23 protein-coding genes are annotated in these 23,403 nt (G+C 59.4%); 10 read left to right on the plus strand and 13 right to left on the minus strand.

From position 1 onward, the window contains the following. Nucleotides 1-25 precede the first annotated feature (25 nt). Complete coding sequence (locus GXB78_RS23475) at nucleotides 26-472, minus strand: NUDIX hydrolase (protein WP_329517198.1); 447 nt, start codon at nucleotides 470-472, stop codon at nucleotides 26-28. Between the two features lie 197 nt (nucleotides 473-669). Beyond that, nucleotides 670-2,895 (minus strand): NADP-dependent isocitrate dehydrogenase, encoded by a 2,226-nt coding sequence (locus tag GXB78_RS23480; RefSeq protein ID WP_329517199.1) that lies wholly within the window; start codon nucleotides 2,893-2,895, stop codon nucleotides 670-672. Between the two features lie 481 nt (nucleotides 2,896-3,376). Here GXB78_RS23480 and icd point away from each other — a divergent pair, with 481 nt between their 5' ends. Then, nucleotides 3,377-4,633, plus strand: a complete 1,257-nt coding sequence (gene icd, locus GXB78_RS23485; protein WP_024013414.1) for an NADP-dependent isocitrate dehydrogenase — start codon at nucleotides 3,377-3,379, stop codon at nucleotides 4,631-4,633. Nucleotides 4,634-4,710: 77 nt separating this feature from the next. Here icd and GXB78_RS23490 read toward each other — a convergent pair whose 3' ends face one another. Next, nucleotides 4,711-5,028, minus strand: coding sequence for a cold shock domain-containing protein (locus GXB78_RS23490; RefSeq protein ID WP_329517200.1), 318 nt, complete (start codon nucleotides 5,026-5,028; stop codon nucleotides 4,711-4,713). Between the two features lie 224 nt (nucleotides 5,029-5,252). Here GXB78_RS23490 and clpS point away from each other — a divergent pair, with 224 nt between their 5' ends. Together clpS and clpA are read left to right on the plus strand one after the other, a co-directional pair. Then, entirely contained in the window at nucleotides 5,253-5,636 is a 384-nt protein-coding gene (clpS, locus tag GXB78_RS23495; RefSeq protein WP_011334948.1) for an ATP-dependent Clp protease adapter ClpS, read from the plus strand. Between the two features lie 30 nt (nucleotides 5,637-5,666). Further along, nucleotides 5,667-7,937, plus strand: a complete 2,271-nt coding sequence (gene clpA / locus GXB78_RS23500) for an ATP-dependent Clp protease ATP-binding subunit ClpA (protein ID WP_016775266.1) — start codon at nucleotides 5,667-5,669, stop codon at nucleotides 7,935-7,937. Between the two features lie 921 nt (nucleotides 7,938-8,858). Here clpA and infA read toward each other — a convergent pair. From infA to aat, 3 genes are all read right to left on the minus strand, one after another. Further along, nucleotides 8,859-9,077 (minus strand): translation initiation factor IF-1, encoded by a 219-nt coding sequence (infA, locus tag GXB78_RS23505; protein WP_002553999.1) that lies wholly within the window; start codon nucleotides 9,075-9,077, stop codon nucleotides 8,859-8,861. A gap of 112 nt (nucleotides 9,078-9,189) precedes the next feature. Further along, complete coding sequence (locus tag GXB78_RS23510) at nucleotides 9,190-9,897, minus strand: arginyltransferase (protein WP_042609221.1); 708 nt, start codon at nucleotides 9,895-9,897, stop codon at nucleotides 9,190-9,192. Between the two features lie 58 nt (nucleotides 9,898-9,955). Then, complete coding sequence (gene aat, locus GXB78_RS23515) at nucleotides 9,956-10,636, minus strand: leucyl/phenylalanyl-tRNA--protein transferase (RefSeq protein WP_329517201.1); 681 nt, start codon at nucleotides 10,634-10,636, stop codon at nucleotides 9,956-9,958. A gap of 522 nt (nucleotides 10,637-11,158) precedes the next feature. On the opposite strand from aat, the gene ftsK reads away from it, so the two are divergent. The 6 genes from ftsK (at nucleotide 11,159) to cysG (ending at nucleotide 18,784) form a co-directional block, all read left to right on the plus strand. Further along, on the plus strand, nucleotides 11,159-13,567 hold the full coding sequence (gene ftsK, locus GXB78_RS23520; RefSeq protein WP_041477069.1) for a DNA translocase FtsK: 2,409 nt from the start codon (nucleotides 11,159-11,161) through the stop codon (nucleotides 13,565-13,567). A 67-nt stretch (nucleotides 13,568-13,634) separates the two neighbouring features. Next, nucleotides 13,635-14,255, plus strand: a complete 621-nt coding sequence (gene lolA, locus GXB78_RS23525; protein ID WP_056788905.1) for an outer membrane lipoprotein chaperone LolA — start codon at nucleotides 13,635-13,637, stop codon at nucleotides 14,253-14,255. Between the two features lie 141 nt (nucleotides 14,256-14,396). After that, a complete protein-coding gene (locus GXB78_RS23530) occupies nucleotides 14,397-15,719 on the plus strand; it encodes a replication-associated recombination protein A (protein ID WP_329517202.1) in 1,323 nt (440 codons plus the stop codon). Next, nucleotides 15,719-16,093 carry a fluoride efflux transporter CrcB gene (gene crcB / locus GXB78_RS23535; protein WP_016775261.1) on the plus strand — a complete coding sequence of 125 codons (375 nt, stop codon included), beginning with the start codon at nucleotides 15,719-15,721 and terminating at the stop codon, nucleotides 16,091-16,093. The genes GXB78_RS23530 and crcB overlap by 1 nt, the downstream gene beginning before the upstream one ends. 15 nt (nucleotides 16,094-16,108) lie before the next feature. Then, a complete protein-coding gene (gene serS, locus GXB78_RS23540; protein ID WP_065616030.1) occupies nucleotides 16,109-17,389 on the plus strand; it encodes a serine--tRNA ligase in 1,281 nt (426 codons plus the stop codon). Continuing rightward, nucleotides 17,390-18,784 carry a siroheme synthase CysG gene (gene cysG, locus GXB78_RS23545; RefSeq protein WP_329517203.1) on the plus strand — a complete coding sequence of 465 codons (1,395 nt, stop codon included), beginning with the start codon at nucleotides 17,390-17,392 and terminating at the stop codon, nucleotides 18,782-18,784. It abuts the gene before it with no gap. Nucleotides 18,785-18,900: 116 nt separating this feature from the next. Here the strand turns inward: cysG and GXB78_RS23550 are convergent, their stop codons facing one another. From GXB78_RS23550 to GXB78_RS23580, 7 genes are all read right to left on the minus strand, one after another. Continuing rightward, nucleotides 18,901-19,902 (minus strand): glutathione S-transferase family protein, encoded by a 1,002-nt coding sequence (locus GXB78_RS23550; RefSeq protein WP_329517204.1) that lies wholly within the window; start codon nucleotides 19,900-19,902, stop codon nucleotides 18,901-18,903. Between the two features lie 91 nt (nucleotides 19,903-19,993). After that, a complete protein-coding gene (locus tag GXB78_RS23555; protein ID WP_329517205.1) occupies nucleotides 19,994-20,995 on the minus strand; it encodes a glycosyl transferase family protein in 1,002 nt (333 codons plus the stop codon). Next, nucleotides 20,992-21,327, minus strand: a complete 336-nt coding sequence (locus tag GXB78_RS23560; protein WP_016770652.1) for a TusE/DsrC/DsvC family sulfur relay protein — start codon at nucleotides 21,325-21,327, stop codon at nucleotides 20,992-20,994. Before GXB78_RS23560 ends, GXB78_RS23555 begins: the two co-directional genes overlap by 4 nt. Next, nucleotides 21,324-21,617 carry a sulfurtransferase complex subunit TusB gene (gene tusB / locus GXB78_RS23565; protein WP_329517206.1) on the minus strand — a complete coding sequence of 98 codons (294 nt, stop codon included), beginning with the start codon at nucleotides 21,615-21,617 and terminating at the stop codon, nucleotides 21,324-21,326. The genes GXB78_RS23560 and tusB overlap by 4 nt, the downstream gene beginning before the upstream one ends. Next, nucleotides 21,617-21,973, minus strand: coding sequence for a sulfurtransferase complex subunit TusC (tusC, locus tag GXB78_RS23570; protein WP_329517207.1), 357 nt, complete (start codon nucleotides 21,971-21,973; stop codon nucleotides 21,617-21,619). Before tusC ends, tusB begins: the two co-directional genes overlap by 1 nt. Nucleotides 21,974-21,975: 2 nt before the next feature. Continuing rightward, nucleotides 21,976-22,368 (minus strand): sulfurtransferase complex subunit TusD, encoded by a 393-nt coding sequence (gene tusD, locus GXB78_RS23575; protein WP_329517208.1) that lies wholly within the window; start codon nucleotides 22,366-22,368, stop codon nucleotides 21,976-21,978. Nucleotides 22,369-22,530: 162 nt separating this feature from the next. Next, nucleotides 22,531-22,869, minus strand: coding sequence for a DUF6388 family protein (locus GXB78_RS23580; protein ID WP_329517209.1), 339 nt, complete (start codon nucleotides 22,867-22,869; stop codon nucleotides 22,531-22,533). Nucleotides 22,870-23,002: 133 nt separating this feature from the next. On the opposite strand from GXB78_RS23580, the gene GXB78_RS23585 reads away from it, so the two are divergent. Continuing rightward, entirely contained in the window at nucleotides 23,003-23,353 is a 351-nt protein-coding gene (locus tag GXB78_RS23585; protein ID WP_329517210.1) for a hypothetical protein, read from the plus strand. The last annotated feature ends 50 nt before the right edge of the window (nucleotides 23,354-23,403 follow it).

Below are 23,403 nucleotides of genomic sequence, written 5' to 3' on the forward strand. Positions count from 1 at the left end.
TTCTATCAGGCTCGCGGCCGCAAGGCTAAAGAGAAGGGCGGATCAGCTCGAGGCTGAAGTGATGGCCGGCCAGATAATCGTCGATGCAACGGATGATCAGCTCGCTGCGCCAGTTGTCGCGCTGGGCGATTAATTCCTCGCGAGTCAGCCACTTGGCGCCGACGATACCGTCGTCAAGCTGGTAATCAGGGTGGTGCTGCACGGCTTTGGCGCTGAAGCACACGCGCTGATAGGTCACGCCGTTGCTCGGTGCGGTGTACAGATAAATGCCGATCACCCCGGTGGGCTCGACGTCCCAGCCGGTTTCTTCGAGGGTTTCGCGAATGGCTGCGTCGATCAGGGTTTCATCCGGATCGAGATGCCCGGCGGGCTGGTTGAGCACGTTACGACCGCCCTTGTGTTCTTCGACCATCAGAAAGCGGCCATTGTCCTCGACGATGGTGGCGACGGTGATATGGGGGAGCCATTCCATAAGTCATCCTCAATCTATTGGTTGAAACCCAATCACCTGTAGGAGTGAGCCTGCTCGCGATAGCGTCGGGTCAGTCACCATCAATGTTGAATGGTATACCGCTATCGCGAGCAGGCTCACTCCTACAGGGGATTTGTGTTGTGTTCGGAAACACAAACCCCGGCACAAGGCCGGGGTCTGATCACAGCATTACAACCTTAAACCAGCGCAGCGATCGCGTTGTTGAAGGTTGCGCTTGGGCGCATGGCCTTGCTGATCAGCTCGGCGTCGGCGTGGTAGTAACCGCCGATGTCGACTGGCTTGCCCTGAACGGCGTTGAGCTCGGCAACGATGGTCGCTTCGTTCTCGGTCAGGGTTTTGGCCAGAGTCGCGAACTGCGCTTGCAGTGCAGCGTCTTCAGTCTGGGCGGCCAGGGCCTGAGCCCAGTACATCGCCAGGTAGAAGTGGCTGCCGCGGTTGTCGATGTTGCCGACCTTGCGCGATGGCGACTTGTTGTTGTCGAGGAACTGGCCGGTGGCCTGGTCCAGGGTTTTCGACAGCACCAGTGCTTTCGGGTTGTTGTAGTTCACACCCAGATGCTCAAGGGAAGCGGCCAGAGCGAGGAACTCACCCAGCGAATCCCAGCGCAGGAAGTTCTCTTCAACCAGTTGCTGCACGTGCTTCGGCGCCGAACCGCCGGCGCCGGTTTCGAACAGGCCACCGCCGTTCATCAGCGGCACGATCGACAGCATCTTGGCGCTGGTGCCCAGTTCCATGATCGGGAACAGGTCGGTCAGGTAGTCGCGCAATACGTTGCCGGTCACCGAAATGGTGTCCTTGCCTTCGCGGGTGCGCTGCAGGGTGTACTTCATCGCGTCGACCGGCGCCATGATCTGGATGTCCAGGCCGCTGGTGTCGTGATCCTTCAGATACGCCTGAACCTTCTCGATCACCACGCCATCGTGGGCGCGCATCGGGTCGAGCCAGAAGATCGCTGGCGTGCTGCTCGCGCGAGCACGGTTGACGGCCAGTTTGACCCAATCCTGGATCGGCGCGTCCTTGGTCTGGCACATGCGGAAGATGTCACCGGCTTCGACAGCCTGTTCCATCAGCAGCTTGCCCTTGCTGTCGGTGACGCGAACGACGCCGTCAGCCTTGATCTGGAAGGTCTTGTCGTGGGAGCCGTACTCTTCGGCTTTCTTCGCCATCAGGCCAACGTTTGGCACGCTGCCCATGGTGGTCGGATCGAAAGCGCCATTGGCTTTGCAGTCTTCGATCACGGCCTGGTAGATGGTCGCGTAGCAACGATCCGGGATCACAGCCTTGGTGTCGTGCAGCTGACCGTCGGTGCCCCACATCTTGCCGGAGTCACGGATCATCGCCGGCATCGAGGCGTCGACGATGACGTCGCTCGGCACGTGCAGGTTGGTGATGCCTTTGTCGGAGTTGACCATCGCCAGCGATGGACGAACGGCGTAGACCGCGGCGATATCCGCTTCGATCTGCGCTTGCTGCTCGGCCGGCAGGGCCTTGATGCGCGCGTACAGATCGCCGATGCCGTTGTTCAGGTTGAAGCCGATCTGGTTCAGCACGTCAGCGTGTTTGGTCAGTGCGTCTTTATAGAACTCGGCAACGATCTGGCCGAACATGATCGGGTCGGAGACCTTCATCATGGTTGCTTTCAAGTGCACCGAGAGCAGTACGCCCTGGGCCTTGGCGCTTTCGATCTCGGCAGCGATGAACGCACGCAGAGCGTTTTTGCTCATCACGGCGCAATCGAGGATCTCGCCAGCCTGAACGGTGGTTTTTTCTTTCAGAACGGTGGCAGCACCGTCCTTGGCGATCAGTTCAATCTTCACGGCGTCAGCGGCGTCGATCAGGACAGCTTTTTCGCTGCCGTAGAAATCGCCGGTGCTCATGTGAGCGACGTGAGACTTGGAGTCCTTGGCCCAGGCGCCCATTTTGTGCGGGTGCTTGCGCGCGTAGTTCTTCACCGACAGCGGAGCGCGGCGGTCGGAGTTGCCTTCACGCAGAACCGGGTTCACGGCGCTGCCCTTGACCTTGTCGTAGCGCGCCTTGGCGTCTTTGTCGGCGTCGCTGGTCACGGTTTCCGGGTAGTCCGGCAGGTTGTAGCCCTGCGCCTGCAACTCTTTGATCGCGGCTTGCAGCTGTGGCACCGAAGCACTGATGTTCGGCAGCTTGATGATGTTGGCTTCAGGCGTAACGGCCAGGTCGCCCAGTTCGGCGAGGTGGTCGGCTACGGCTTTGTCGCCCAGTTGCTCGGGGAAGCTTGCCAGGATGCGCGCTGCAAGAGAGATATCGCGGGTTTCCACGGCGATATCGGCCGAGGCGGTGTAAGCCTCGATGATCGGCAGCAGGGAATAGGTGGCGAGGGCAGGAGCTTCGTCGGTGAAGGTATAGATGATCTTCGAGCGGGTGGGCATATTCGGATTAACTCTCTCTTCTTTGCTAAAGCGTGCGCAGAAACTCGAGGGGCGCCGGGTAAGCGCGTTCGTTCAAAGTCATCCATGAACCGAATGTCGAGATTCTTCGCGGTGATGTTGGGTGCATCAGTAGAGCGTCAAGCAGTCAGGCTGCGGTAACAACCCGACCAATCAGGCGGAAAGTCTCGTGCTAGAGAGGCCAGCCGTCGTGACCCTGTGGTCAGCGGGCGGCATTATACATAGGTAGCTGGCAATCTGCCGATGGTTCATATGCAACGATTCTCGTCCATTGGTCTAAAGGTCGCAGGGCAGGGCGGGGCAAAGACTCGTTACGAATGCTGGAGTTTGGCGCTTTTCCCTTTGCATTCAGGCTTGTACGAAACGAGATGTGCGCGGCGCCGGAACATAGGGTTTGCGTGTTGATTCAACTGGGTTACGCTCGAAGCAAGCCAGGTGTTCAATCCAAACAATGGAGTTCAGCATGGGTTACAAGAAGATTCAGGTTCCAGCCGTCGGCGACAAAATCACCGTCAATGCAGACCATTCTCTCAATGTTCCTGATAACCCGATCATCCCCTTCATCGAAGGTGACGGTATTGGTGTCGACATCAGTCCGGTGATGATCAAGGTTGTCGATGCTGCTGTTGAAAAGGCCTACGGCGGCAAGCGCAAGATTTCCTGGATGGAAGTCTACGCCGGCGAAAAAGCCACCCAGGTTTACGATCAGGACACCTGGCTGCCGCAGGAAACCCTCGACGCCGTCAAGGATTACGTGGTCTCCATCAAAGGCCCGCTGACCACCCCGGTCGGTGGCGGCATCCGTTCGTTGAACGTCGCTCTGCGCCAGCAACTAGACCTGTACGTCTGCCTGCGCCCGGTGCGCTGGTTCGAAGGCGTGCCAAGCCCGGTGAAAAAGCCCGGCGATGTCGACATGACCATCTTCCGCGAGAACTCCGAAGACATTTACGCCGGTATCGAATGGAAGGCCGGTTCGCCGGAAGCCACCAAGGTCATCAAATTCCTTAAAGAAGAAATGGGTGTCACCAAGATCCGTTTCGACGAAAACTGCGGCATCGGCGTCAAGCCCGTATCGCGCGAAGGCACCAAGCGCCTGGCGCGCAAGGCCCTGCAATACGTGGTCGACAATGATCGCGACTCGCTGACCATCGTGCACAAGGGCAACATCATGAAGTTCACCGAAGGTGCTTTCAAGGAATGGGCCTACGAAGTGGCGGCCGAAGAGTTCGGCGCGACCCTGCTCGACGGCGGCCCGTGGATGCAGTTCAAGAACCCGAAAACCGGCAAGAACGTTGTGGTCAAGGACGCCATCGCCGACGCCATGCTCCAGCAGATCCTGCTGCGCCCGGCCGAGTACGATGTGATCGCTACGCTTAACCTCAACGGCGACTATCTGTCTGACGCCCTGGCCGCGGAAGTGGGCGGTATCGGCATCGCGCCGGGCGCCAACCTGTCCGACACCGTGGCGATGTTCGAAGCGACCCACGGTACCGCGCCGAAGTATGCCGGCAAGGACCAGGTCAACCCGGGCTCGCTGATTCTCTCGGCCGAGATGATGTTGCGTCACATGGGCTGGACTGAAGCGGCGGACCTGATCATCAAGGGCACCAACGGTGCGATCGGCGCGAAGACTGTTACTTATGATTTCGAGCGTTTGATGGATGGGGCCAAGCTGGTTTCGTCTTCAGGGTTCGGGGATGCGTTGATTTCGCATATGTAAGAAAAGCAGGCAGACGAAAAACCGCCCGACCTGGATTATTGAGTCGGGCGGTTTTTTATGGCTGTAGCTTGCGGAGCTCAGCTGGTAATTTTGTGCTCGTGACGGTTGCGGTGTTCGTGGTGTTCATGATCTTTATGATCATCGATGACGTTCGGCTTGCTATCGTCTTTCACCGCCGCAATTTTCACCGCGTGCAGACCTTTCGGGCCTTGCACGATCTCGAAGTTCACTGACTGTCCCGCTTTCAGGGTCTTGTACCCGTCCATTTCAATGGCCGAGTAGTGGGCAAAGAAATCAATGTCCTTGCCGTCCTCATCGCGACCTTCCCGGGCGTCGGTATTGATGAAGCCGAACCCCTTGGCGTTGTTGAACCATTTCACCTTGCCGACAGCCATGCTCAAATCCCTCTGCAACAGACTCCATCGCTGGAGTATCATCCACGACATCCGCAATCGAATTCGATAAAAGAATTGACTCCGCGGATCTTTTTTACCCACTGTGGGCTCTATTGGTTGTAACACCGTTTTCCCGATAGTCAAGGTGACCGGGCAGTCGTAGTTGAAAACGTGTGCAACCGCCCCCACCACTGTATTCGCACAACTGACGAACCTTTTTTTCCATGCATGCAATCAGCCAGATTCGACTAACATTCAATCAGGATCGCCCGCTTCTCCAAAAGGATCTTCCACAGGAGCACGACGACGATTCGGCAGGCGTTGCTGTTCAGGAAGCAAAGCCCGCGTTACAGGCGCCGCCGATGTACAAGGTGGTTTTGTTCAACGATGACTACACACCGATGGATTTCGTCGTCGAAGTGCTCGAGGTGTTTTTTAACCTGAATCGCGAGCTGGCGACCAAGGTCATGCTGGCCGTCCATACAGAAGGCCGGGCAGTATGTGGAGTGTTTACCCGCGACATCGCCGAGACAAAGGCCATGCAGGTCAACCAGTACGCCAGGGAAAGCCAGCATCCGCTACTCTGTGAAATCGAGAAGGACGGTTAATCGCCGACCACTTGGGTATGAGGTGAAGCTATGTTAAACCGCGAGCTCGAAGTCACCCTCAATCTTGCCTTCAAGGAGGCTCGTTCGAAGCGTCATGAATTCATGACCGTCGAACATCTCCTGCTGGCCCTATTGGATAATGAGGCTGCCGCCACCGTTTTGCGTGCCTGCGGCGCAAACCTCGACAAACTCAAGCATGATCTGCAGGAGTTCATCGACTCGACCACGCCATTGATCCCCGTGCATGACGAGGATCGTGAAACCCAGCCAACCCTGGGCTTCCAGCGTGTCCTGCAGCGTGCTGTTTTTCACGTACAGAGCTCGGGCAAGCGCGAAGTGACCGGCGCCAACGTGCTGGTCGCCATCTTCAGTGAGCAAGAGAGTCAGGCCGTGTTCCTGCTGAAACAGCAGAGCGTGGCGCGCATCGATGTCGTCAACTACATCGCCCACGGTATTTCGAAAGTACCGGGGCATGGCGATCACTCTGAAGGTGAACAAGATATGCAGGACGACGAGGGCGGTGAGTCTTCTTCTTCAGGCAATCCTCTGGATGCTTATGCCAGCAACCTCAACGAGCTCGCGCGCCAGGGGCGTATCGACCCGTTGGTCGGTCGCGAATCGGAAGTCGAGCGCGTTGCGCAAATTCTCGCGCGCCGGCGCAAGAACAATCCGCTCTTGGTCGGTGAAGCAGGCGTGGGTAAAACCGCGATTGCCGAAGGCCTGGCCAAGCGCATCGTCGACAATCAGGTGCCGGATCTGCTGGCCAATGCGGTTGTTTATTCGCTCGATCTTGGCGCTCTGCTCGCGGGCACCAAGTATCGCGGTGATTTCGAGAAGCGCTTCAAGGCGCTGCTCAATGAACTGAAAAAACGTCCGCAGGCGATCCTGTTCATCGACGAGATCCATACCATCATCGGTGCGGGTGCTGCTTCCGGTGGCGTGATGGATGCTTCCAACCTGCTCAAGCCGCTGCTGTCGTCTGGCGACATTCGCTGCATCGGTTCGACCACGTTCCAGGAATTTCGCGGCATCTTCGAGAAGGACCGTGCCTTGGCGCGTCGCTTCCAGAAGGTCGATGTCGTCGAGCCGTCGGTGGAAGACACCATCGGCATCCTGCGTGGCCTGAAAGGCCGTTTCGAGCAGCATCACAACATCGAGTACAGCGATGAGTCGTTGCGTGCCGCTGCCGAACTGGCGTCGCGCTACATCAATGACCGGCACATGCCGGACAAAGCCATCGACGTCATCGACGAGGCGGGCGCCTACCAGCGTCTGCAGCCGGTGGAGATGCGCGTCAAGCGTATCGAAGTGCCACAGGTCGAGGATATCGTCGCGAAAATCGCGCGGATTCCGCCAAAACACGTCACCAGTTCCGACAAGGAGCTGCTGCGTAATCTGGAGCGTGACCTGAAGCTGACGGTATTTGGTCAGGATGCGGCGATCGATTCGCTGTCAACCGCGATCAAGCTCTCGCGTGCCGGGCTGAAATCGCCGGACAAGCCGGTCGGTTCTTTCCTGTTCGCCGGGCCTACCGGTGTCGGTAAAACCGAGGCCGCGCGGCAGCTGGCCAAGGCGCTGGGGATCGAGCTGGTGCGCTTCGACATGTCCGAGTACATGGAGCGTCACACCGTATCGCGTCTGATCGGTGCGCCTCCAGGCTATGTCGGTTTTGATCAGGGCGGTCTGCTGACCGAAGCGATTACCAAGCAGCCACATTGCGTATTGCTCCTCGATGAAATCGAGAAGGCGCATCCGGAAGTCTTCAACCTGCTGTTGCAGGTCATGGACCACGGTACGCTGACCGACAACAACGGGCGCAAGGCGGATTTCCGCAATGTGATCGTGATCATGACCACCAACGCGGGTGCCGAAACGGCCGCGCGGGCTTCGATCGGCTTCACCCATCAGGACCACTCGTCCGATGCGATGGAGGTGATCAAGAAGAGCTTCACGCCGGAGTTCCGTAACCGTCTGGACACCATTATCCAGTTTGGTCGCCTCAGTCATGAGGTCATCAAAAGCGTGGTGGACAAGTTCCTCACCGAGCTTCAGGCGCAGCTGGAAGACAAACGTGTGTTGCTCGAGGTTACCGATGCGGCGCGTAGCTGGCTGGCGGCCGGCGGTTACGATTCGGCGATGGGCGCACGTCCGATGGCGCGTCTGATCCAGGACAAGATCAAGCGTCCGCTGGCGGAGGAGATTCTGTTTGGCGAACTGGCCGAGCATGGCGGTGTGGTGCACATCGACATCAAGGACGGGGAGTTGACGTTCGACTTCGAAACGACTGCAGAAATGGCCTGACGGCTGTTGTCTGTTGGTAACGCTAAAGGCGCCTTCGGGCGCCTTTTTGCTGTTTGTCGTTTGGGGGGGGTGGGTGAATATCCGTTGCTGCGGTAACGGCTGCTTAGGGTTTCGCCCTGACGGCGACTCACTTTTTTTACAAACGCCTAAAAAAGTAAGCAAAAAAACGCTTGCTCCTGCGTTCGGCCCTCGCAGGCTCGAGTTCCTTCGCTGCGGGATCGATCCGGGCGCATCGCCTCCGGTTTGCTTCGCTGCACCTCCTCTCGATGTGTCTGGCTGCGCCAAACGGTCGCTGCGCTCCCACGCCCGGATCAATCCCTCCACTCAGCCTTCCGACGTCGCCCGTGGATCAAGATCAAAAGCACTCGAGTTAACGCTCATTGTTGAGTGGGGCGGCTTCGCCGCGGGCAGCTGCGCTGCTTTTTTTGCTTTTGTGGGAGCGAGCCTGCTCGCGAAGGCGGCCTGTCAGCCGACCTGTTCTTGTGTGGTGCGCGATCCAACTGTAGGAGCTGCCGAAGGCTGCGATCTTTTGATCTGGCTTCTGCTTTTGCTCTTGCTTTGGCTTTTGATCTTTTGCCCCCTTCGGCAGGCTTCGTTACGGGATCGATCCGGGCGTGGGAGCGCAGCGACCGTACGACGTAGTCGTACACAGCGAGAGGAGGTGCAGCGGAGCAAACCGGAGGCGCTGCGCCCGGATCGATCCCGTAACGAAGGTACCCCGAGCCCTAGCGAGCGGGCCGAACGCCGGGGCAAAGCCTTTTGGGTTACCTTTTCGGCGTTTGGAAAAGGTGACTCGCTGTAAGAGCGAAACCGCCAGCGGCAGCACCCGCAGCAACGGATATGCCCACAAAACCCACAAAACCCCAAACCCCAGACAAACAAAAACGCCCGGCATAACCCGGGCGTTCTGTATTGACTTGATTAACGAGCGCGGTAAGTGATCCGCCCTTTGCTCAAATCATAGGGCGTCAGCTCGACGCGCACTTTGTCACCGGTAAGAATACGAATGTAGTTCTTGCGCATCTTGCCGGAAATATGCGCGGTTACGACGTGCCCATTTTCCAACTCCACACGAAACATGGTGTTGGGCAGGGTGTCGACGACAGTGCCTTCCATTTCGAAGCTGTCTTCTTTCGACATGCAGTAAAGCCCTCGGTATCCAATGAATGGCCCGGTGCAACTGCGCCAGGCAAAAGCGGCGTGCATTGTGCCCGAAAAATGGGGTTTACGCCAAGGGGTTTAGGCCGCAGGTTTAGTTCAGGACGACCCAGCGCTGATTGATCAGCAATTCGATGGGCCGATATTGCGTCTTGTAGTTCATCTTTTTGCAGTTCTTGATCCAGTAGCCCAGGTAAACCGCTTCGAGGCCCAGACGCTGGCTCTCGGCGATCTGCCAGAGGATCGCGTAACGCCCGAGGCTGCGGCGTTCTTCGTTCGGTTCGTAGAAGGTGTACACCGCTGACAGGCCGTTAGGCAGCAGATCGGTGACCGCTACCGCCAGCAACCGTCCGTCGAGTCGGAATTCGTAGAAGCGCGAGAAGGGCAGGTCACGCACCAGGAACGTCGAGAACTGGTCACGGCTCGGCGGATACATGTCACCGTCGGCATGGCGCTGTTCGATGTAGCGTTGATACAGGTCGAAGTATTCTTCACTGAACTGCGGCTTGACCGGCTGTACTTGCAAGTCGGCGTTGCGTTTGTAGATACGCTTCTGCTGGCGATTGGCGATGAACTGCGCGGAAGGGATGCGCGCAGGCACGCACGCATTGCAATTCTGGCAATGCGGCCGGTACAGATGATCGCCGCTGCGACGAAAGCCCATTTCCGACAGGTCTGCGTAGACGTGCACATCCATGGGCTGACTCGGGTCGAGAAACAGCGTCGTGGCCTGCTCCTCGGGCAGATAACTGCAAGAGTGGGGCTGAGTGGCATAGAACTTCAGACGCGCCAACTCGGTCATGAATCAACCCTCGGGATAAGCTGGTGGATTAAGTGTAAGCCACCTGCGCAAAAGTCGCTCAGCAAACCCAGGTCGCCGAATTCGGTTGATCGAGATGGTGCTGCAGATAGTCGGCAAATTCACCGCGCGGAATCGACCGCGCACCCAGGCTGTGCAGGTGATCGGTCGGCATCTGGCAATCGATCAACACAAAACCGGCGGCTTTCAAATGTTGCACCAGGGTGGCGAAGCCGAATTTGGAAGCGTTGTCGGCGCGGCTGAACATCGACTCGCCAAAAAACAATTGACCCATCGCCAGGCCATACAGGCCGCCAACCAGCTGTCCGGCGTCCCAGACCTCCACCGAATGAGCGAAGCCGCGCCGATGCAGTTCCACGTAAGCCTCCTGCATGGCCTCGGTGATCCAGGTGCCGTCGGCGTAGTCGCGGGGCGCAGCGCAGGCGCGGATGACAGCGTCGAAATCCTGATCGAAGGTCACTTGATAGCGTTGCTTGCGCAGCAGCTTGCCGAGGCTGCGCGAGACGTGCAGTTCGTCGGGAAACAGCACGGTGCGCGGATCCGGTGACCACCAGAGAATCGGCTGGCCCTCGGAAAACCATGGAAAGCAGCCATGGCGATACGCCTGGATCAGTCGGTCAGCGGAAAGATCGCCACCGGCGGCGAGCAATCCGTTCGGCTCGCGCATGGCTTTTTCCAGTGGCGGAAAGGTCAGGGAATTACGTTGTAACCAAGTCAGCATGGCATCCAGGCTTGCAGAAGGGGAGGGCGGTGAGGGGCGTGCAGGCCCCACGAAAGAGTTTGCCGCGAAACGGCGCCGATGTCCTGCACAGATGTCTGCTGCTGTGAGTGTCGAGCTGCAACTTGATGTGTCGCCCGTGGTCGTAAGCGTCACTGTGGCGATGCCTGTCGAGCATTTCCGTGCGCCTGATCTGGCCTGCCTCGCTACGTTCATCAAATACAGCTCATAAGCCTTTGTCACAAAAGACAATGCATGCTCCAATTGCAACGCAGTGCACGTGGGTTTGGCTATGCTCAAGGCAAGGGTCTCAAGCATGGCGTCGGGCGCACAAACCCGTACAATGCCGGGTTGTGACAGGCTTTTCGCTGCGCATGGTGTTTATGGCTGTGTTTATAAAACCAGTGGCACAGTGTTAAAAGTAGTCCCAGTTGAGCTTTTCACCTTTTTTACCTGCCTGGATCGGGCAGTTTTTTATCGTCATTCAATAGATGGACGCGCCTCGGGCGCAGGAAAAGAAGCGTTTTGAAGAAGACCACCGAAGCACCCAAAACAGTCGTTCCGCTCTGGCGCCAGCAACTGCACTACCGGCTCAAGGAAGGTGCATTGATCGCCATCGGCGCCTTGTGCCTGTTCCTGATGATGGCTTTGCTGACTTACGGCAAGGACGATCCGGGCTGGAGCCACAACAGCAAGATCGACGACGTGCAGAACTTCGGCGGCCCGGCCGGCTCGTACAGCGCCGATATCCTGTTCATGGTGCTCGGTTACTTCGCCTACATTTTCCCTTTGCTCCTGGCGGTCAAGGCGTACCAGATCTTCCGTCAGCGCCACGAACCATGGCAGTGGAGCGGCTGGTTGTTCTCCTGGCGCCTGATCGGTCTGGTGTTCCTGGTGCTTTCCGGTGCTGCGCTGGCGCACATTCATTTTCACGCCGCGACCGGCCTGCCGGCGGGCGCTGGCGGGGCCTTGGGCGAAAGCCTTGGCGATCTGGCGAAAAATGCGCTGAACATTCAGGGCAGCACCCTGCTGTTCATCGCTTTGTTCCTGTTCGGCCTGACCGTATTTACCGACCTGTCGTGGTTCAAGGTGATGGATGTCACCGGCAAGATCACCCTCGATCTGTTCGAACTGTTTCAGGGCGCGCTCAACCGTTGGTGGTCGGCGCGCACCGAGCGCAAGCAGCTGGTGGCGCAACTGCGCGAGGTCGATGACCGCGTACATGATGTGGTCGCACCGACTGTCACCGACAAGCGCGAACAGGCCAAGGTCAAGGAACGCCTGATCGAGCGCGAGCAAGCGCTGAGCAAGCACATGTCCGACCGCGAGAAGCAGGTTCCACCGGTCATCGCGCCGGCCCCTGCCAAGGCGCCCGAGCCGAGCAAACGCGTGCAGAAAGAGAAGCAGGCACCGTTGTTCGTCGACAGCGCGGTGGAAGGCACCTTGCCGCCAATCTCCATTCTTGATCCTGCGGAAAAGAAACAGCTCAATTATTCGCCTGAGTCGCTGGCAGCGGTCGGGCACCTGCTGGAAATCAAGCTCAAGGAATTCGGCGTCGAAGTCACCGTTGATTCGATCCACCCGGGCCCGGTGATTACCCGTTACGAAATCCAGCCTGCCGCAGGGGTAAAAGTCAGCCGCATCGCGAATCTGGCGAAAGACCTCGCACGTTCGCTGGCGGTGACCAGTGTGCGGGTGGTGGAGGTGATTCCGGGCAAGACCACCGTAGGTATCGAGATCCCCAACGAAGACCGCCAGATCGTGCGTTTCTCCGAGGTGCTGTCGACGCCCGAGTACGACAACTTCAAATCGCCGGTCACCCTGGCGCTCGGTCATGATATCGGCGGTAAACCCGTCATCACCGACCTGGCGAAGATGCCGCACCTGTTGGTGGCCGGTACTACCGGTTCCGGTAAGTCCGTGGGCGTGAACGCGATGATCCTATCGATCCTGTTCAAGTCCGGACCGGACGACGCCAAGCTGATCATGATCGACCCGAAAATGCTCGAGCTGTCGATCTACGAAGGCATTCCGCACCTGCTCTGCCCGGTGGTGACGGACATGAAGGACGCTGCCAACGCCTTGCGCTGGAGCGTTGCCGAAATGGAACGTCGCTACAAACTGATGGCGAAGATGGGCGTGCGTAACCTGTCCGGCTTCAACGCCAAGGTCAAGGAAGCCCAGGATGCCGGCGAACCGTTGAGCGATCCGCTGTACAAGCGCGAAAGCATTCACGACGAAGCGCCGCTGCTGCAGAAACTGCCAACCATCGTCGTAGTGGTCGACGAATTCGCCGACATGATGATGATCGTCGGCAAGAAGGTTGAAGAGCTGATCGCACGTATCGCGCAGAAAGCGCGTGCGGCGGGGATTCACTTGATTCTTGCCACCCAGCGCCCTTCGGTGGACGTGATCACCGGCCTGATCAAGGCCAACATTCCGACTCGCATGGCGTTTCAGGTATCGAGCAAGATCGACTCGCGGACCATCATCGACCAGGGCGGCGCCGAGCAACTGCTCGGCCACGGTGACATGCTCTACATGCCGCCGGGCACCAGTCTGCCGATCCGTGTTCACGGCGCGTTCGTTTCCGACGATGAGGTTCACCGCGTGGTCGAGGCCTGGAAACTGCGCGGCGCGCCGGAATACAACGACGACATCCTCAACGGTGTCGAAGAGGCGGGCAGCGGCTTTGAAGGCAGCAGCGGTGGTGGTGACGGTGATGATCCGGAAGCCGACGCGCTGTATGACGAAGCGGTGCAGTTCGTCCTCGAAAGTCGTCGCGCGTCGATTTCCGCTGTGCAGCGCAAACTGAAGATCGGCTACAACCGCGCCGCGCGGATGATCGAAGCCATGGAAATGGCCGGCGTCGTCACATCGATGAACACCAACGGTTCGCGTGAAGTCCTGGCCCCGGGCCCGGTACGCGACTGAAACGCAACGACTCGGGTGGCGTAATGACGCGCCACCCGCTCTCCCACGAGTATTCAAGAGGACTCTCATGCGCCTTATCCGCATGCTGTTGCCAGTACTGGCGCTGACCACACTCACGGCCCACGCCGACGAAAAGGACGTGGCGCGTCTGACCCAGTTGCTCGAAACATCGAAAACCCTTTCGGCGAACTTCTCGCAGTTGACCCTCGACGGCAGCGGCACCCAGTTGCAGGAAACCACCGGTAATATGACCCTGCAGCGTCCGGGCCTGTTCTACTGGCACACCAACGCGCCGGCCGAGCAGACCATGGTCTCCGATGGCAAGAAAGTCACCCTCTGGGACCCGGACCTGGAACAAGCCACCATCAAGAAGCTCGACGAGCGCCTTACCCAGACTCCCGCGCTGCTGTTGTCCGGTGATGTCTCGAAGATCAGTCAGAGTTTCGATATCAGCGCCAAAGAGGCGGGTGGTGTGATCGACTTCACCCTCAAGCCGAAAACCAAGGACACGCTGTTCGACAATCTGCGCCTGTCGTTCCGCAACGGTCTGCTCAATGACATGCAGCTGATCGACAGCGTCGGCCAGCGCACCAATATCCTGTTTACCGGGGTCAAGGCCAACGAAGCGGTGCCGGCGTCCAAATTCAAGTTCGACATTCCCAAGGGTGCCGACGTCATCCAGGAATAAGTCGCAAAACTCATGCAGGAGTGAGCCTGCTCGCGATAGCAGTGGGTCAGACAATCAAGCATTGACTGGCAAACCGGATCGCGAGCAGGCTCACTCCTACAGTGTTAATGATCGGCAAATCAGAGGTTTCAACGCTACGTGATGGATCTGTTTCGCAGTGCACCGATTGCCCAACCCTTGGCCGCGCGTCTGCGTGCGGCCAATCTGGATGAGTACGTCGGTCAGGAACACCTGCTCGCTCGCGGCAAGCCTCTGCGTGAGGCGCTGGAGCAGGGCGCGCTGCACTCGATGATCTTCTGGGGACCACCGGGCGTGGGCAAGACCACCCTGGCGCGCTTGCTTGCGGAAGTTTCCGATGCGCACTTCGAAACCGTCTCGGCGGTGCTCGCCGGGGTCAAGGAGATCCGTCAGGCCGTTGAAATTGCCAAGCAGCAGGCCGGCCAATACGGCAAACGCACGATCCTGTTTGTCGACGAAGTGCACCGCTTCAACAAGTCGCAGCAGGACGCCTTTCTGCCGTACGTTGAAGACGGCACGCTGATCTTCATCGGCGCCACCACCGAAAACCCTTCGTTCGAACTCAACAACGCGTTGTTGTCGCGTGCCCGCGTCTACGTGCTGAAAAGCCTCGACGAAGCGGCGTTGCGCAAACTGGTGCATCGCGCACTGACCGAAGAGCGCGGGCTGGGCAAGCGCAACCTGACGCTGAGCGATGAAGGTTTCCAGATGCTGCTGTCCGCAGCTGATGGCGATGGCCGGCGTCTGCTCAATCTGTTGGAGAACGCCTCCGATCTGGCCGAAGACAACAGCGAAATCGGCACCGAGCTTCTGCAAAGCCTGCTCGGCGACACCCGTCGACGTTTCGACAAGGGTGGCGAAGCGTTTTACGACCAGATCTCGGCCCTGCACAAATCGGTGCGCGGCTCCAATCCCGACGGCGCGCTGTACTGGTTTGCGCGGATGATCGACGGCGGTTGCGATCCGCTGTACCTGGCGCGGCGCGTGGTGCGCATGGCCAGCGAAGACATCGGCAACGCCGACCCGCGTGCGCTGAGCCTGTGCCTGGCGGCGTGGGAGGTGCAGGAGCGTCTCGGCAGCCCCGAGGGCGAATTGGCAGTGGCCCAGGCCATCACTTATCTGGCCTGCGCACCGAAGAGCAATGCGGTGTACATGGGCTTCAAAAGCGCACTGCGTGCCGCTGCGGAAAACGGTTCGCTGGAAGTGCCGCTGCACCTGCGCAATGCTCCGACCAAGCTGATGAAGCAATTGGGTTACGGCGACGAATATCGCTACGCCCACGACGAGCCGGACGCTTATGCCGCCGGTGAAGACTATTTTCCGGAAGAACTCGAGCCGATTCCGTTCTATCAGCCCGTGCCCCGTGGCCTGGAGTTGAAGATCGGCGAGAAGCTCAATCACCTCGCTCAACTTGACCGTCTGAGCCCTCGGCAGCGGAGAAAATAGTGGTTCCATTGATCCTTGCAGTGTCGGTCGGCGGTGTTGCCGGGACATTGTTGCGCTTCGCCACCGGTAATTGGGTCAGCGCCAACTGGCCGCGGCACTTCTATACCGCGACGCTGGCCGTTAATATCGTGGGCTGCCTGCTGATTGGCGTGTTGTACGGCCTGTTTCTGATACGCCCGGAAGTGCCGATCGAGGTGCGTGCCGGGTTGATGGTCGGCTTCCTCGGGGGGCTGACGACTTTTTCATCCTTTTCACTGGATACGGTGCGCCTGCTGGAAAGCGGGCAAGTGTTGCTGGCCCTGGGCTACGCGGCACTCAGCGTATTCGGCGGGCTGCTCGCCACGTGGGCCGGCCTGTCCCTGACCAAACTTTGATAACGAGAAACCGACATGCTCGATTCCAAACTGTTACGTAGCAACCTTCAGGACGTAGCGGACCGCTTGGCTTCCCGTGGCTTTGCCCTGGACACCGCGCGCATCGAAGCGCTGGAAGAACAGCGCAAGACCGTCCAGACCCGCACCGAAGCACTGCAGGCTGAGCGTAACGCGCGTTCCAAATCCATCGGCCAGGCCAAGCAGCGCGGCGAAGACATCGCGCCGCTGATGGCGGACGTCGAGCGCATGGCGGGCGAACTGAGCGCCGGCAAGGTCGAACTGGACGCGATCCAGACCGAACTGGACTCGATCCTGCTCGGCATTCCTAACCTGCCACACGAGTCGGTTCCGGTCGGCAAGGACGAAGACGACAACGTCGAAGTGCGCCGCTGGGGCACGCCGACCCAGTTCGATTTCGAAGTCAAAGACCACGTCGCCCTCGGCGAGAAGTTCGGCTGGCTGGATTTCGAAACCGCCGCCAAGCTGTCCGGCGCGCGCTTTGCGCTGTTGCGTGGCCCGATCGCCCGTCTGCACCGCGCACTGGCGCAGTTCATGATCAACCTGCACGTCAACGAGCACGGCTATGAAGAGGCTTACACGCCTTATCTGGTTCAGGCTCCGGCGCTGCAAGGCACTGGCCAGTTGCCGAAGTTCGAAGAAGATTTGTTCAAGATCGCCCGCGAAGGCGAAGCCGATCTGTACCTGATCCCGACTGCCGAGGTATCGCTGACCAACATCGTTGCCGGCGAAATCGTCGATTCGAAGTCGCTGCCGATCAAGTTCGTCGCCCATACCCCGTGCTTCCGTAGCGAAGCCGGTGCGTCGGGCCGCGACACTCGCGGGATGATTCGTCAGCACCAGTTCGACAAAGTCGAAATGGTCCAGATCGTCGAACCGTCGCAATCGATGGAAGCGCTGGAAGGCCTGACCGCCAACGCCGAAAAAGTCCTGCAATTGCTCGGCCTGCCTTACCGCACTCTGGCACTGTGCACTGGCGACATGGGTTTCAGCGCGGTCAAGACCTACGATCTCGAAGTGTGGATTCCAAGCCAGGACAAATACCGCGAAATCTCCTCGTGCTCAAACTGCGGGGATTTCCAGGCCCGTCGCATGCAGGCGCGCTTCCGCAACCCGGAAACCGGCAAGCCTGAGCTGGTGCACACTTTGAACGGCTCCGGTCTGGCGGTCGGTCGTACGCTGGTTGCCGTGCTGGAAAACTATCAGCAGGCCGACGGTTCGATCCGTGTGCCGGACGTGCTCAAGCCGTACATGGGTGGCCTTGAGGTCATCGGTTAAATGAAATATCTGCCGCTGTTTCACAACCTGCGCGGCAGTCGTGTGTTGGTTGTCGGTGGGGGGGAAATTGCCTTGCGCAAATCCCGCCTGCTGGCCGATGCCGGTGCGCTGCTGCGGGTGGTCGCACCTGAAATCGAAACGCAACTGGCTGAACTGGTCGCTGCCAGCGGCGGCGAATGCCTGCTGCGCGGTTACGTCGAAACGGATCTGGACGGTTGCGAGCTGATCATAGCCGCCACCGACGACGAAACGCTTAACGCGCAAGTCTCCACCGATGCCCATCGGCGTTGCGTGCCGGTCAACGTGGTCGATGCGCCGGCCTTGTGCAGCGTGATCTTCCCGGCGATCGTTGATCGCTCGCCGCTGATCATTGCCGTGTCCAGCGGCGGCGATGCGCCGGTACTGGCGCGCCTGATCCGGGCAAAAATCGAAACCTGGATTCCCTCGACTTACGGGCAATTGGCCGGACTGGCAGCGCGTTTCCGCCATCAGGTGAAAAACCTGTTTCCGGATGTGCAGCAGCGCCGCGGCTTCTGGGAAGACGTTTTCCAGGGGCCGATCGCCGATCGTCAACTGGCCGGGCAGGGCGCTGAAGCTGAGCGCCTGTTGCAGGCCAAGGTCGATGGCGAGCCAATGGTCACCACTGGCGAGGTTTATCTGGTCGGTGCCGGTCCGGGTGATCCGGATCTGTTGACCTTCCGCGCGCTGCGTCTGATGCAGCAAGCCGATGTGGTTCTCTATGACCGCTTGGTGGCGCCGGCGATTCTAGAGCTGTGCCGTCGCGATGCCGAGCGGGTGTATGTCGGCAAGCGTCGTTCCGAACACGCCGTGCCGCAGGATCAGATCAATCAGCAACTGGTCGATCTGGCCAAGGCCGGCAAGCGCGTGGTGCGGTTGAAGGGCGGCGATCCTTTTATCTTCGGCCGCGGTGGCGAAGAGATCGAAGAGCTGGCAGCTCACGGCATCCCGTTCCAGGTGGTGCCGGGGATCACGGCGGCCAGCGGGTGTGCGGCCTATGCGGGGATTCCGCTGACCCATCGTGACCATGCGCAGTCCGTGCGGTTTGTCACTGGCCACTTGAAGGACGGCTCGACCGATCTGCCTTGGGCCGACCTTGTCGCGCCGGCGCAGACGCTGGTGTTCTACATGGGCCTGGTGGGTTTGCCGATCATCTGCGAGCAGTTGATCAAGCATGGTCGCGCGGCGGATACCCCGGCGGCACTGATCCAGCAGGGCACCACGATCAATCAGCGGGTGTTTACCGGCACGCTGGCGGATCTGCCGCGACTGGTGGCGGAGCATGAAGTGCATGCGCCGACTCTGGTGATCGTTGGTGAAGTGGTGCAACTGCGCGAGAAACTGGCGTGGTTCGAAGGGGCGCAGGCGCAGGTCTAAACACCGCGTCGTTCCCTTCGCGAGCAGGCTCGCTCCCACATTGGATCTGTGTCAGGCACAAATCCCGTGTGGGAGCGAGCCTGCTCGCGAACGGGGTCTCGAAAACACCGAGGTAATCAACCCCGGCGCCAAACCTCTTTGCCAATCAACCGCTCGCGATCATGCGCCACGCTGAAATCCTGCTGCGGCCCCTTCGGCACCACCCCGGTCGGATTGATGGTCTTGTGACTGCCGTAGTAGTGATGCTTGATGTGCTGGAAATCGACCGTCTCGGCAATCCCCGGCCACTGATACATCTCCCGTAGCCAGTTCGACAGATTCGAGTAATCGGCAATCCGCCGCAGGTTGCACTTGAAGTGACCGTGATACACAGCGTCGAAGCGAATCATCGTCGTGAACAGACGCACGTCGGCTTCGGTCAGGTATTCACCGCTCAGGTAGCGATTGGCACCCAACAGTTGCTCCAGATGATCGAGTTCGGCGAATACTTCATCGAATGCCTGTTCGTAGGCCTGCTGCGAGGTGGCGAATCCAGCGCGGTAGACGCCGTTGTTCACCGCCGGATAGATCCGCTCGTTCAGCGCATCGATCTCGTTGCGCAGCGGCGCCGGGTAGAAGTCCAGATCGTTGCCAGTTAGCCCGTCGAATGCGTTGTTGAACATGCGGATGATTTCCGCTGATTCATTGCTGACGATGCGCTTGAGTTTCTTGTCCCACAGTACCGGCACTGTCACGCGGCCAGTGTAATCAGGGGTGTCAGCGGTGTAGCGCTGGTGCATGAAGTCGAAACCATCGAGTTTGTCGCCGGTCGAGCCGAGCGCTGTGTCGAAAGTCCAGCCATTCTCCAGCATCAACCAGCTGACCACTGACACATCGATCAGACTTTCCAGACCCTTGAGCTTGCGCAGGATCAGCGTGCGATGCGCCCAAGGGCAGGCGAGGGAAACGTAGAGGTGATAGCGCCCGGCTTCGGCAGCGAAACCGCCTTCGCCGCTAGGGCCGGGCTGGCCGTCGGCGGTCACCCAGTTGCGGCGTTGCGCTTGTTCGCGCTGGAACGCGCCGTCCTTGCTGCTTTCGTACCACTTGTCCTGCCAGTGGCCGTCGACGAGTAAACCCATGATCAAGACTCCCAAAACCAATATGCGTTGGAGTCGAGTCTATTCCGATGAGTTCGAACAAAAAGCGCAAAGATCGGGCGCTAATGATCGGTTAGATCGATGTGTTGCGTGTTGCCCAATATTGCTCGGCAGTGGCAAACGCCTGTTCACGAGTTTGACCGAGACCGCGCAGGGCGAGGGCCATGGTCGCAATCAAGGCCATTTGCGGGTAACTATCGACCACGTCGTCGCGCCACACCGCTTTCAAGTGTTCGATGTCCAGCGAGGCGGGTTTGACGTGACGTTGCGCTGACAACTGTGGCCATTCCTCGTCCCAGCTCTGACCACCGCTGGTGCCGTACAGGTGGCTGGTGGCGTCGGGGTTGATCTCGATTTCCCCGCCATCGCCCTTGACCACAATTGCCGTATCGCCGAGCAAGCCGCTGGCATCGCGATGCACCGCCTGGTAGCCCGGGTGAAAGATGCTTTGCAGGCCGCAGCGCGCACCGAGCGGATTGAGAATCCGCGCCAGCGAGTGGATCGGCGAACGCAGGCCCAGGGTGTTGCGCAGATCGATCATTTTCTGCAACTGCGGCGCCCAGTCCGCCAGCGGCATAAAGGCCAGGCCGCCGTTGTCCAGTGCCGTGCCGACCTGCTGCCAGTTGCGGCACAGGGGAATGTTCAGTTCGCCCAGCAGTTGTTCGCTGTACAGACGCCCGGCGGTATGCGCGCCGCCGCCGTGCATGAAGATGCGCACGTCATTCTGCGCCAGGCACTTGGCCGCCAGCAGGTACCAGGGCAGATGTCGTTTCTTGCCGGCATAGGTCGGCCAGTCCAGGTCGACGTTCAATGCAGGCGCCTGCAAGCGTTCGCGCAGGGCTTCGGTGAAACCGGCCATTTCCTCGGCGCTTTCTTCCTTGTGTCGCAGCAACATCAGGAAGGCGCCCAGTTGCGTATCTTCGACCTGGTCATCGAGGACCATGCCCATGGCCGCGCGGGCTTCCTCGCGGGTCAGATCGCGGGCGCCGCGTTTGCCTTTGCCGAGAATGCGCACGAATTGCGCGAACGGGTGTTCGGCGGGCGTTTCGAGGGTCAATGCTGGAAAGTCGTTCATAGGCAATTCGTCGGTTTGGGCAGGCCCGCCAGTTTCGCGGCGAGTTTGGCAGGGGTGCCTTTGAACAGTCGGTTCAGGTGCAGGCTGTTGCCTTTGTCGGCGCCGAGTTTCAACGCGGTGTACTTGATCAGCGGCCGCGTGGCCGGGGACAGCTGGAATTCGGCGTAGAAGCTGCGCAGCAGCTCAAGGACTTCCCAGTGTTCGGGCGTCAGCTCAATGTCTTCGGCGGCGGCGAGGGCACTGGCAACTTCCGCCGACCAGTCGCTGAGGTCGACGAGAAAGCCATCCTTGTCCAGTTCGATGGCGCGGGCGCCGACGGTCATCGAATTCATAGCCAGCTGTTGACCTTGGCGTGATGGATCGACAGTTCGACGAAGGCCGGGTAATCGATGGCCTTGGCCCAGTCCGGGATCGCGATCGCGCGGGCTTGTGCGTCTTCAACCAATACAAACAGGTCGATTTTTCGCTCTTGCAGCGCAGAGAACGGCGCAGTGTCCGGTTGCAGCGCATACACCGCATCGCCGGACAACAACACCGCATCGGCGCTGCCCAGCAGGCGTAGGCAACTGCTCAGGCGGTTGTCGCCGAACGGGGAATGAGACAACACATGCAAAGTCGACATCAGAGGGTGATCACCTGATCGTAACGGTCAATAAGGGCGGTGATGTGTTCAGTGGCAAGCGGCTGCGCTTCGTCCAGCGACAGTTTGCCAAGACCGCGAGCGTTGGCGCTTTCGGCGCAATAGAACAACTCTTCAACACCAAACATCGGCAGCGCCTGCAGATTGGCGCTGAGGTCTTTCTGCTGCAAGGCCTTGGCGTTCTGCCCAGCGGCCAGTTGCAGCACGCCGTCATCGAGAAACAGCAAGCCGATCGGCAGATCGAAGGCGCCGCCGGCCAGCACGATGTCCAGCGCTTCCCGCGCACCGGGGCCGGACCATGGCGATTGGCGACTGATGATCAACACAGACTTGGGCATCTTCATGCGCCTCCGAAACAGATGAGACGGTCGGCATCCTGCACGGCGTCGTGCAACTGGCCAAGACCGGACAATTCCCACGGCGCGCTCAGCGAAATCGCTTCACGCTGGTAACGCCTGGCTTCTTCTTCATTCAATACACCACGGCGCAGGGCGGCGGCGATGCAGACCACGCCATCCAGTTGCTGTTCGTTGATAAAGGCGCGCCATTGCTTGGGCAGGTCCAGTTCATCCTGTGGTGTCACGACGGCATCAGAAGCATTGAAGATGCCGTCCTGATAGAAGAACAGCCGGACAATCTCATGCCCGCCGGCCAGCGCGGCCTGGGCAAACAGCAGGGCACGGCGCGAGGAGGGCGCATGGGCGGCGGAAAACAGCGCAATGGCGAACTTCATGATGGACTCGATCAGCGAAACTGCGCCCATGATAAAGCTTTATTGCGGCAGCCGCGAAACCCCGGTTTTACGCAGATTCCTTGGTAGGAGCTGCCGAAGGCTGCGATCTGTTGATTTTGCTCTTCAAGATCAAGATCAAAAGATCGCAGCCTTCGGCAGCTCCTACACGTTTGACGGGGTTATGCCGTAAAGATCGCAATACTCGATCCAGTCCATCCCCGCCATTTCCGCCACTTCCCGATGCACCTCCAGCCGTTGCGCCTGATAGTCCTGCGGCGAAGCAGCGGTCAACTGCAACGTCAGTTCCCAGGCAAATAACCCCTGGCTTTCAGCCTCGGCCTCGAACGCTTCATGCAGGCGTTCTTCGCGATACTGTGCCTGGGTTTCGCCCTTGGCCTGAGCCAGCAGCGGATTGAGATGGTCGAGGGTTTCACGCAGTTCGGGACGTGCATCGAGAAACAGTTTCAGTGCCTGTTCATGTCGCTGGTCGCTAGGCGCCATGTAATTTCCTTGTGTGGCTGAAGATCTTGGGGTGCCGCAGTTGCTCGCGCATGTCGCGGATAAAAACAGTAAAGCAGAACGATTCGCCGCGTCGCAGTGCTACAGTCCGCTTTTTTCTCGATGAGCGAATGCAATGCGAATGCTGATGGTAGTGCTGGCGGCGGCCCTGTTGGTCGGGTGCGCCGGTTCGGTGATGAACGATGCTCGTACCAAGAGCCCGGACAAGGTCCTGACCTCGGACAAGCCGGAGAAAGACGTCGCCCGGTGCGTGCAATTCGCCTGGCAGGACGAAGCGGTGTTCGGCGTCGACGCGGCAGCCTATCTGGAATCGCGCGAGTCCGGCGGCACGACGGTTTACACCCGTTCGGCGGAGTCGTTCGTCGATGTGATTACCGATGCGTCGGGTACAACACTGAATTACTACGCGCAGCAGGATGATTTTGTCGCGATGCGGCGCATGGCGGCGATGGCGACCTGCCTTTGATTATGGGGTGAAGCTGCTGACGCTTTCGCGAGCAGGCTCGCTCCCACATT

Source organism: Pseudomonas moraviensis subsp. stanleyae (genome assembly GCF_036283065.1).
Classification (GTDB): domain Bacteria; phylum Pseudomonadota; class Gammaproteobacteria; order Pseudomonadales; family Pseudomonadaceae; genus Aquipseudomonas; species Aquipseudomonas stanleyae.

What these genes read in the sequence shown, in the direction of transcription:
- GXB78_RS23550 (WP_329517204.1), bottom strand. Translation starts at nt 19,902, where the DNA reads ATGGGTTTACTCGTCGACGGCCACTGGCAGGACAAGTGGTACGAAAGC.
- GXB78_RS23480 (WP_329517199.1), bottom strand. Translation starts at nt 2,895, where the DNA reads ATGCCCACCCGCTCGAAGATCATCTATACCTTCACCGACGAAGCTCCT.
- serS (WP_065616030.1), top strand. Translation starts at nt 16,109, where the DNA reads ATGCTCGATTCCAAACTGTTACGTAGCAACCTTCAGGACGTAGCGGAC.
- GXB78_RS23490 (WP_329517200.1), bottom strand. Translation starts at nt 5,028, where the DNA reads ATGGCTGTCGGCAAGGTGAAATGGTTCAACAACGCCAAGGGGTTCGGC.
- GXB78_RS23555 (WP_329517205.1), bottom strand. Translation starts at nt 20,995, where the DNA reads ATGAACGACTTTCCAGCATTGACCCTCGAAACGCCCGCCGAACACCCG.
- tusD (WP_329517208.1), bottom strand. Translation starts at nt 22,368, where the DNA reads ATGAAGTTCGCCATTGCGCTGTTTTCCGCCGCCCATGCGCCCTCCTCG.
- aat (WP_329517201.1), bottom strand. Translation starts at nt 10,636, where the DNA reads ATGCTGACTTGGTTACAACGTAATTCCCTGACCTTTCCGCCACTGGAA.
- infA (WP_002553999.1), bottom strand. Translation starts at nt 9,077, where the DNA reads ATGTCGAAAGAAGACAGCTTCGAAATGGAAGGCACTGTCGTCGACACC.
- GXB78_RS23560 (WP_016770652.1), bottom strand. Translation starts at nt 21,327, where the DNA reads ATGAATTCGATGACCGTCGGCGCCCGCGCCATCGAACTGGACAAGGAT.
- GXB78_RS23475 (WP_329517198.1), bottom strand. Translation starts at nt 472, where the DNA reads ATGGAATGGCTCCCCCATATCACCGTCGCCACCATCGTCGAGGACAAT.
- cysG (WP_329517203.1), top strand. Translation starts at nt 17,390, where the DNA reads ATGAAATATCTGCCGCTGTTTCACAACCTGCGCGGCAGTCGTGTGTTG.
- lolA (WP_056788905.1), top strand. Translation starts at nt 13,635, where the DNA reads ATGCGCCTTATCCGCATGCTGTTGCCAGTACTGGCGCTGACCACACTC.
- GXB78_RS23510 (WP_042609221.1), bottom strand. Translation starts at nt 9,897, where the DNA reads ATGACCGAGTTGGCGCGTCTGAAGTTCTATGCCACTCAGCCCCACTCT.
- icd (WP_024013414.1), top strand. Translation starts at nt 3,377, where the DNA reads ATGGGTTACAAGAAGATTCAGGTTCCAGCCGTCGGCGACAAAATCACC.
- GXB78_RS23585 (WP_329517210.1), top strand. Translation starts at nt 23,003, where the DNA reads ATGCGAATGCTGATGGTAGTGCTGGCGGCGGCCCTGTTGGTCGGGTGC.
- clpS (WP_011334948.1), top strand. Translation starts at nt 5,253, where the DNA reads ATGCATGCAATCAGCCAGATTCGACTAACATTCAATCAGGATCGCCCG.
- tusB (WP_329517206.1), bottom strand. Translation starts at nt 21,617, where the DNA reads ATGTCGACTTTGCATGTGTTGTCTCATTCCCCGTTCGGCGACAACCGC.
- GXB78_RS23530 (WP_329517202.1), top strand. Translation starts at nt 14,397, where the DNA reads ATGGATCTGTTTCGCAGTGCACCGATTGCCCAACCCTTGGCCGCGCGT.
- clpA (WP_016775266.1), top strand. Translation starts at nt 5,667, where the DNA reads ATGTTAAACCGCGAGCTCGAAGTCACCCTCAATCTTGCCTTCAAGGAG.
- GXB78_RS23580 (WP_329517209.1), bottom strand. Translation starts at nt 22,869, where the DNA reads ATGGCGCCTAGCGACCAGCGACATGAACAGGCACTGAAACTGTTTCTC.
- tusC (WP_329517207.1), bottom strand. Translation starts at nt 21,973, where the DNA reads ATGCCCAAGTCTGTGTTGATCATCAGTCGCCAATCGCCATGGTCCGGC.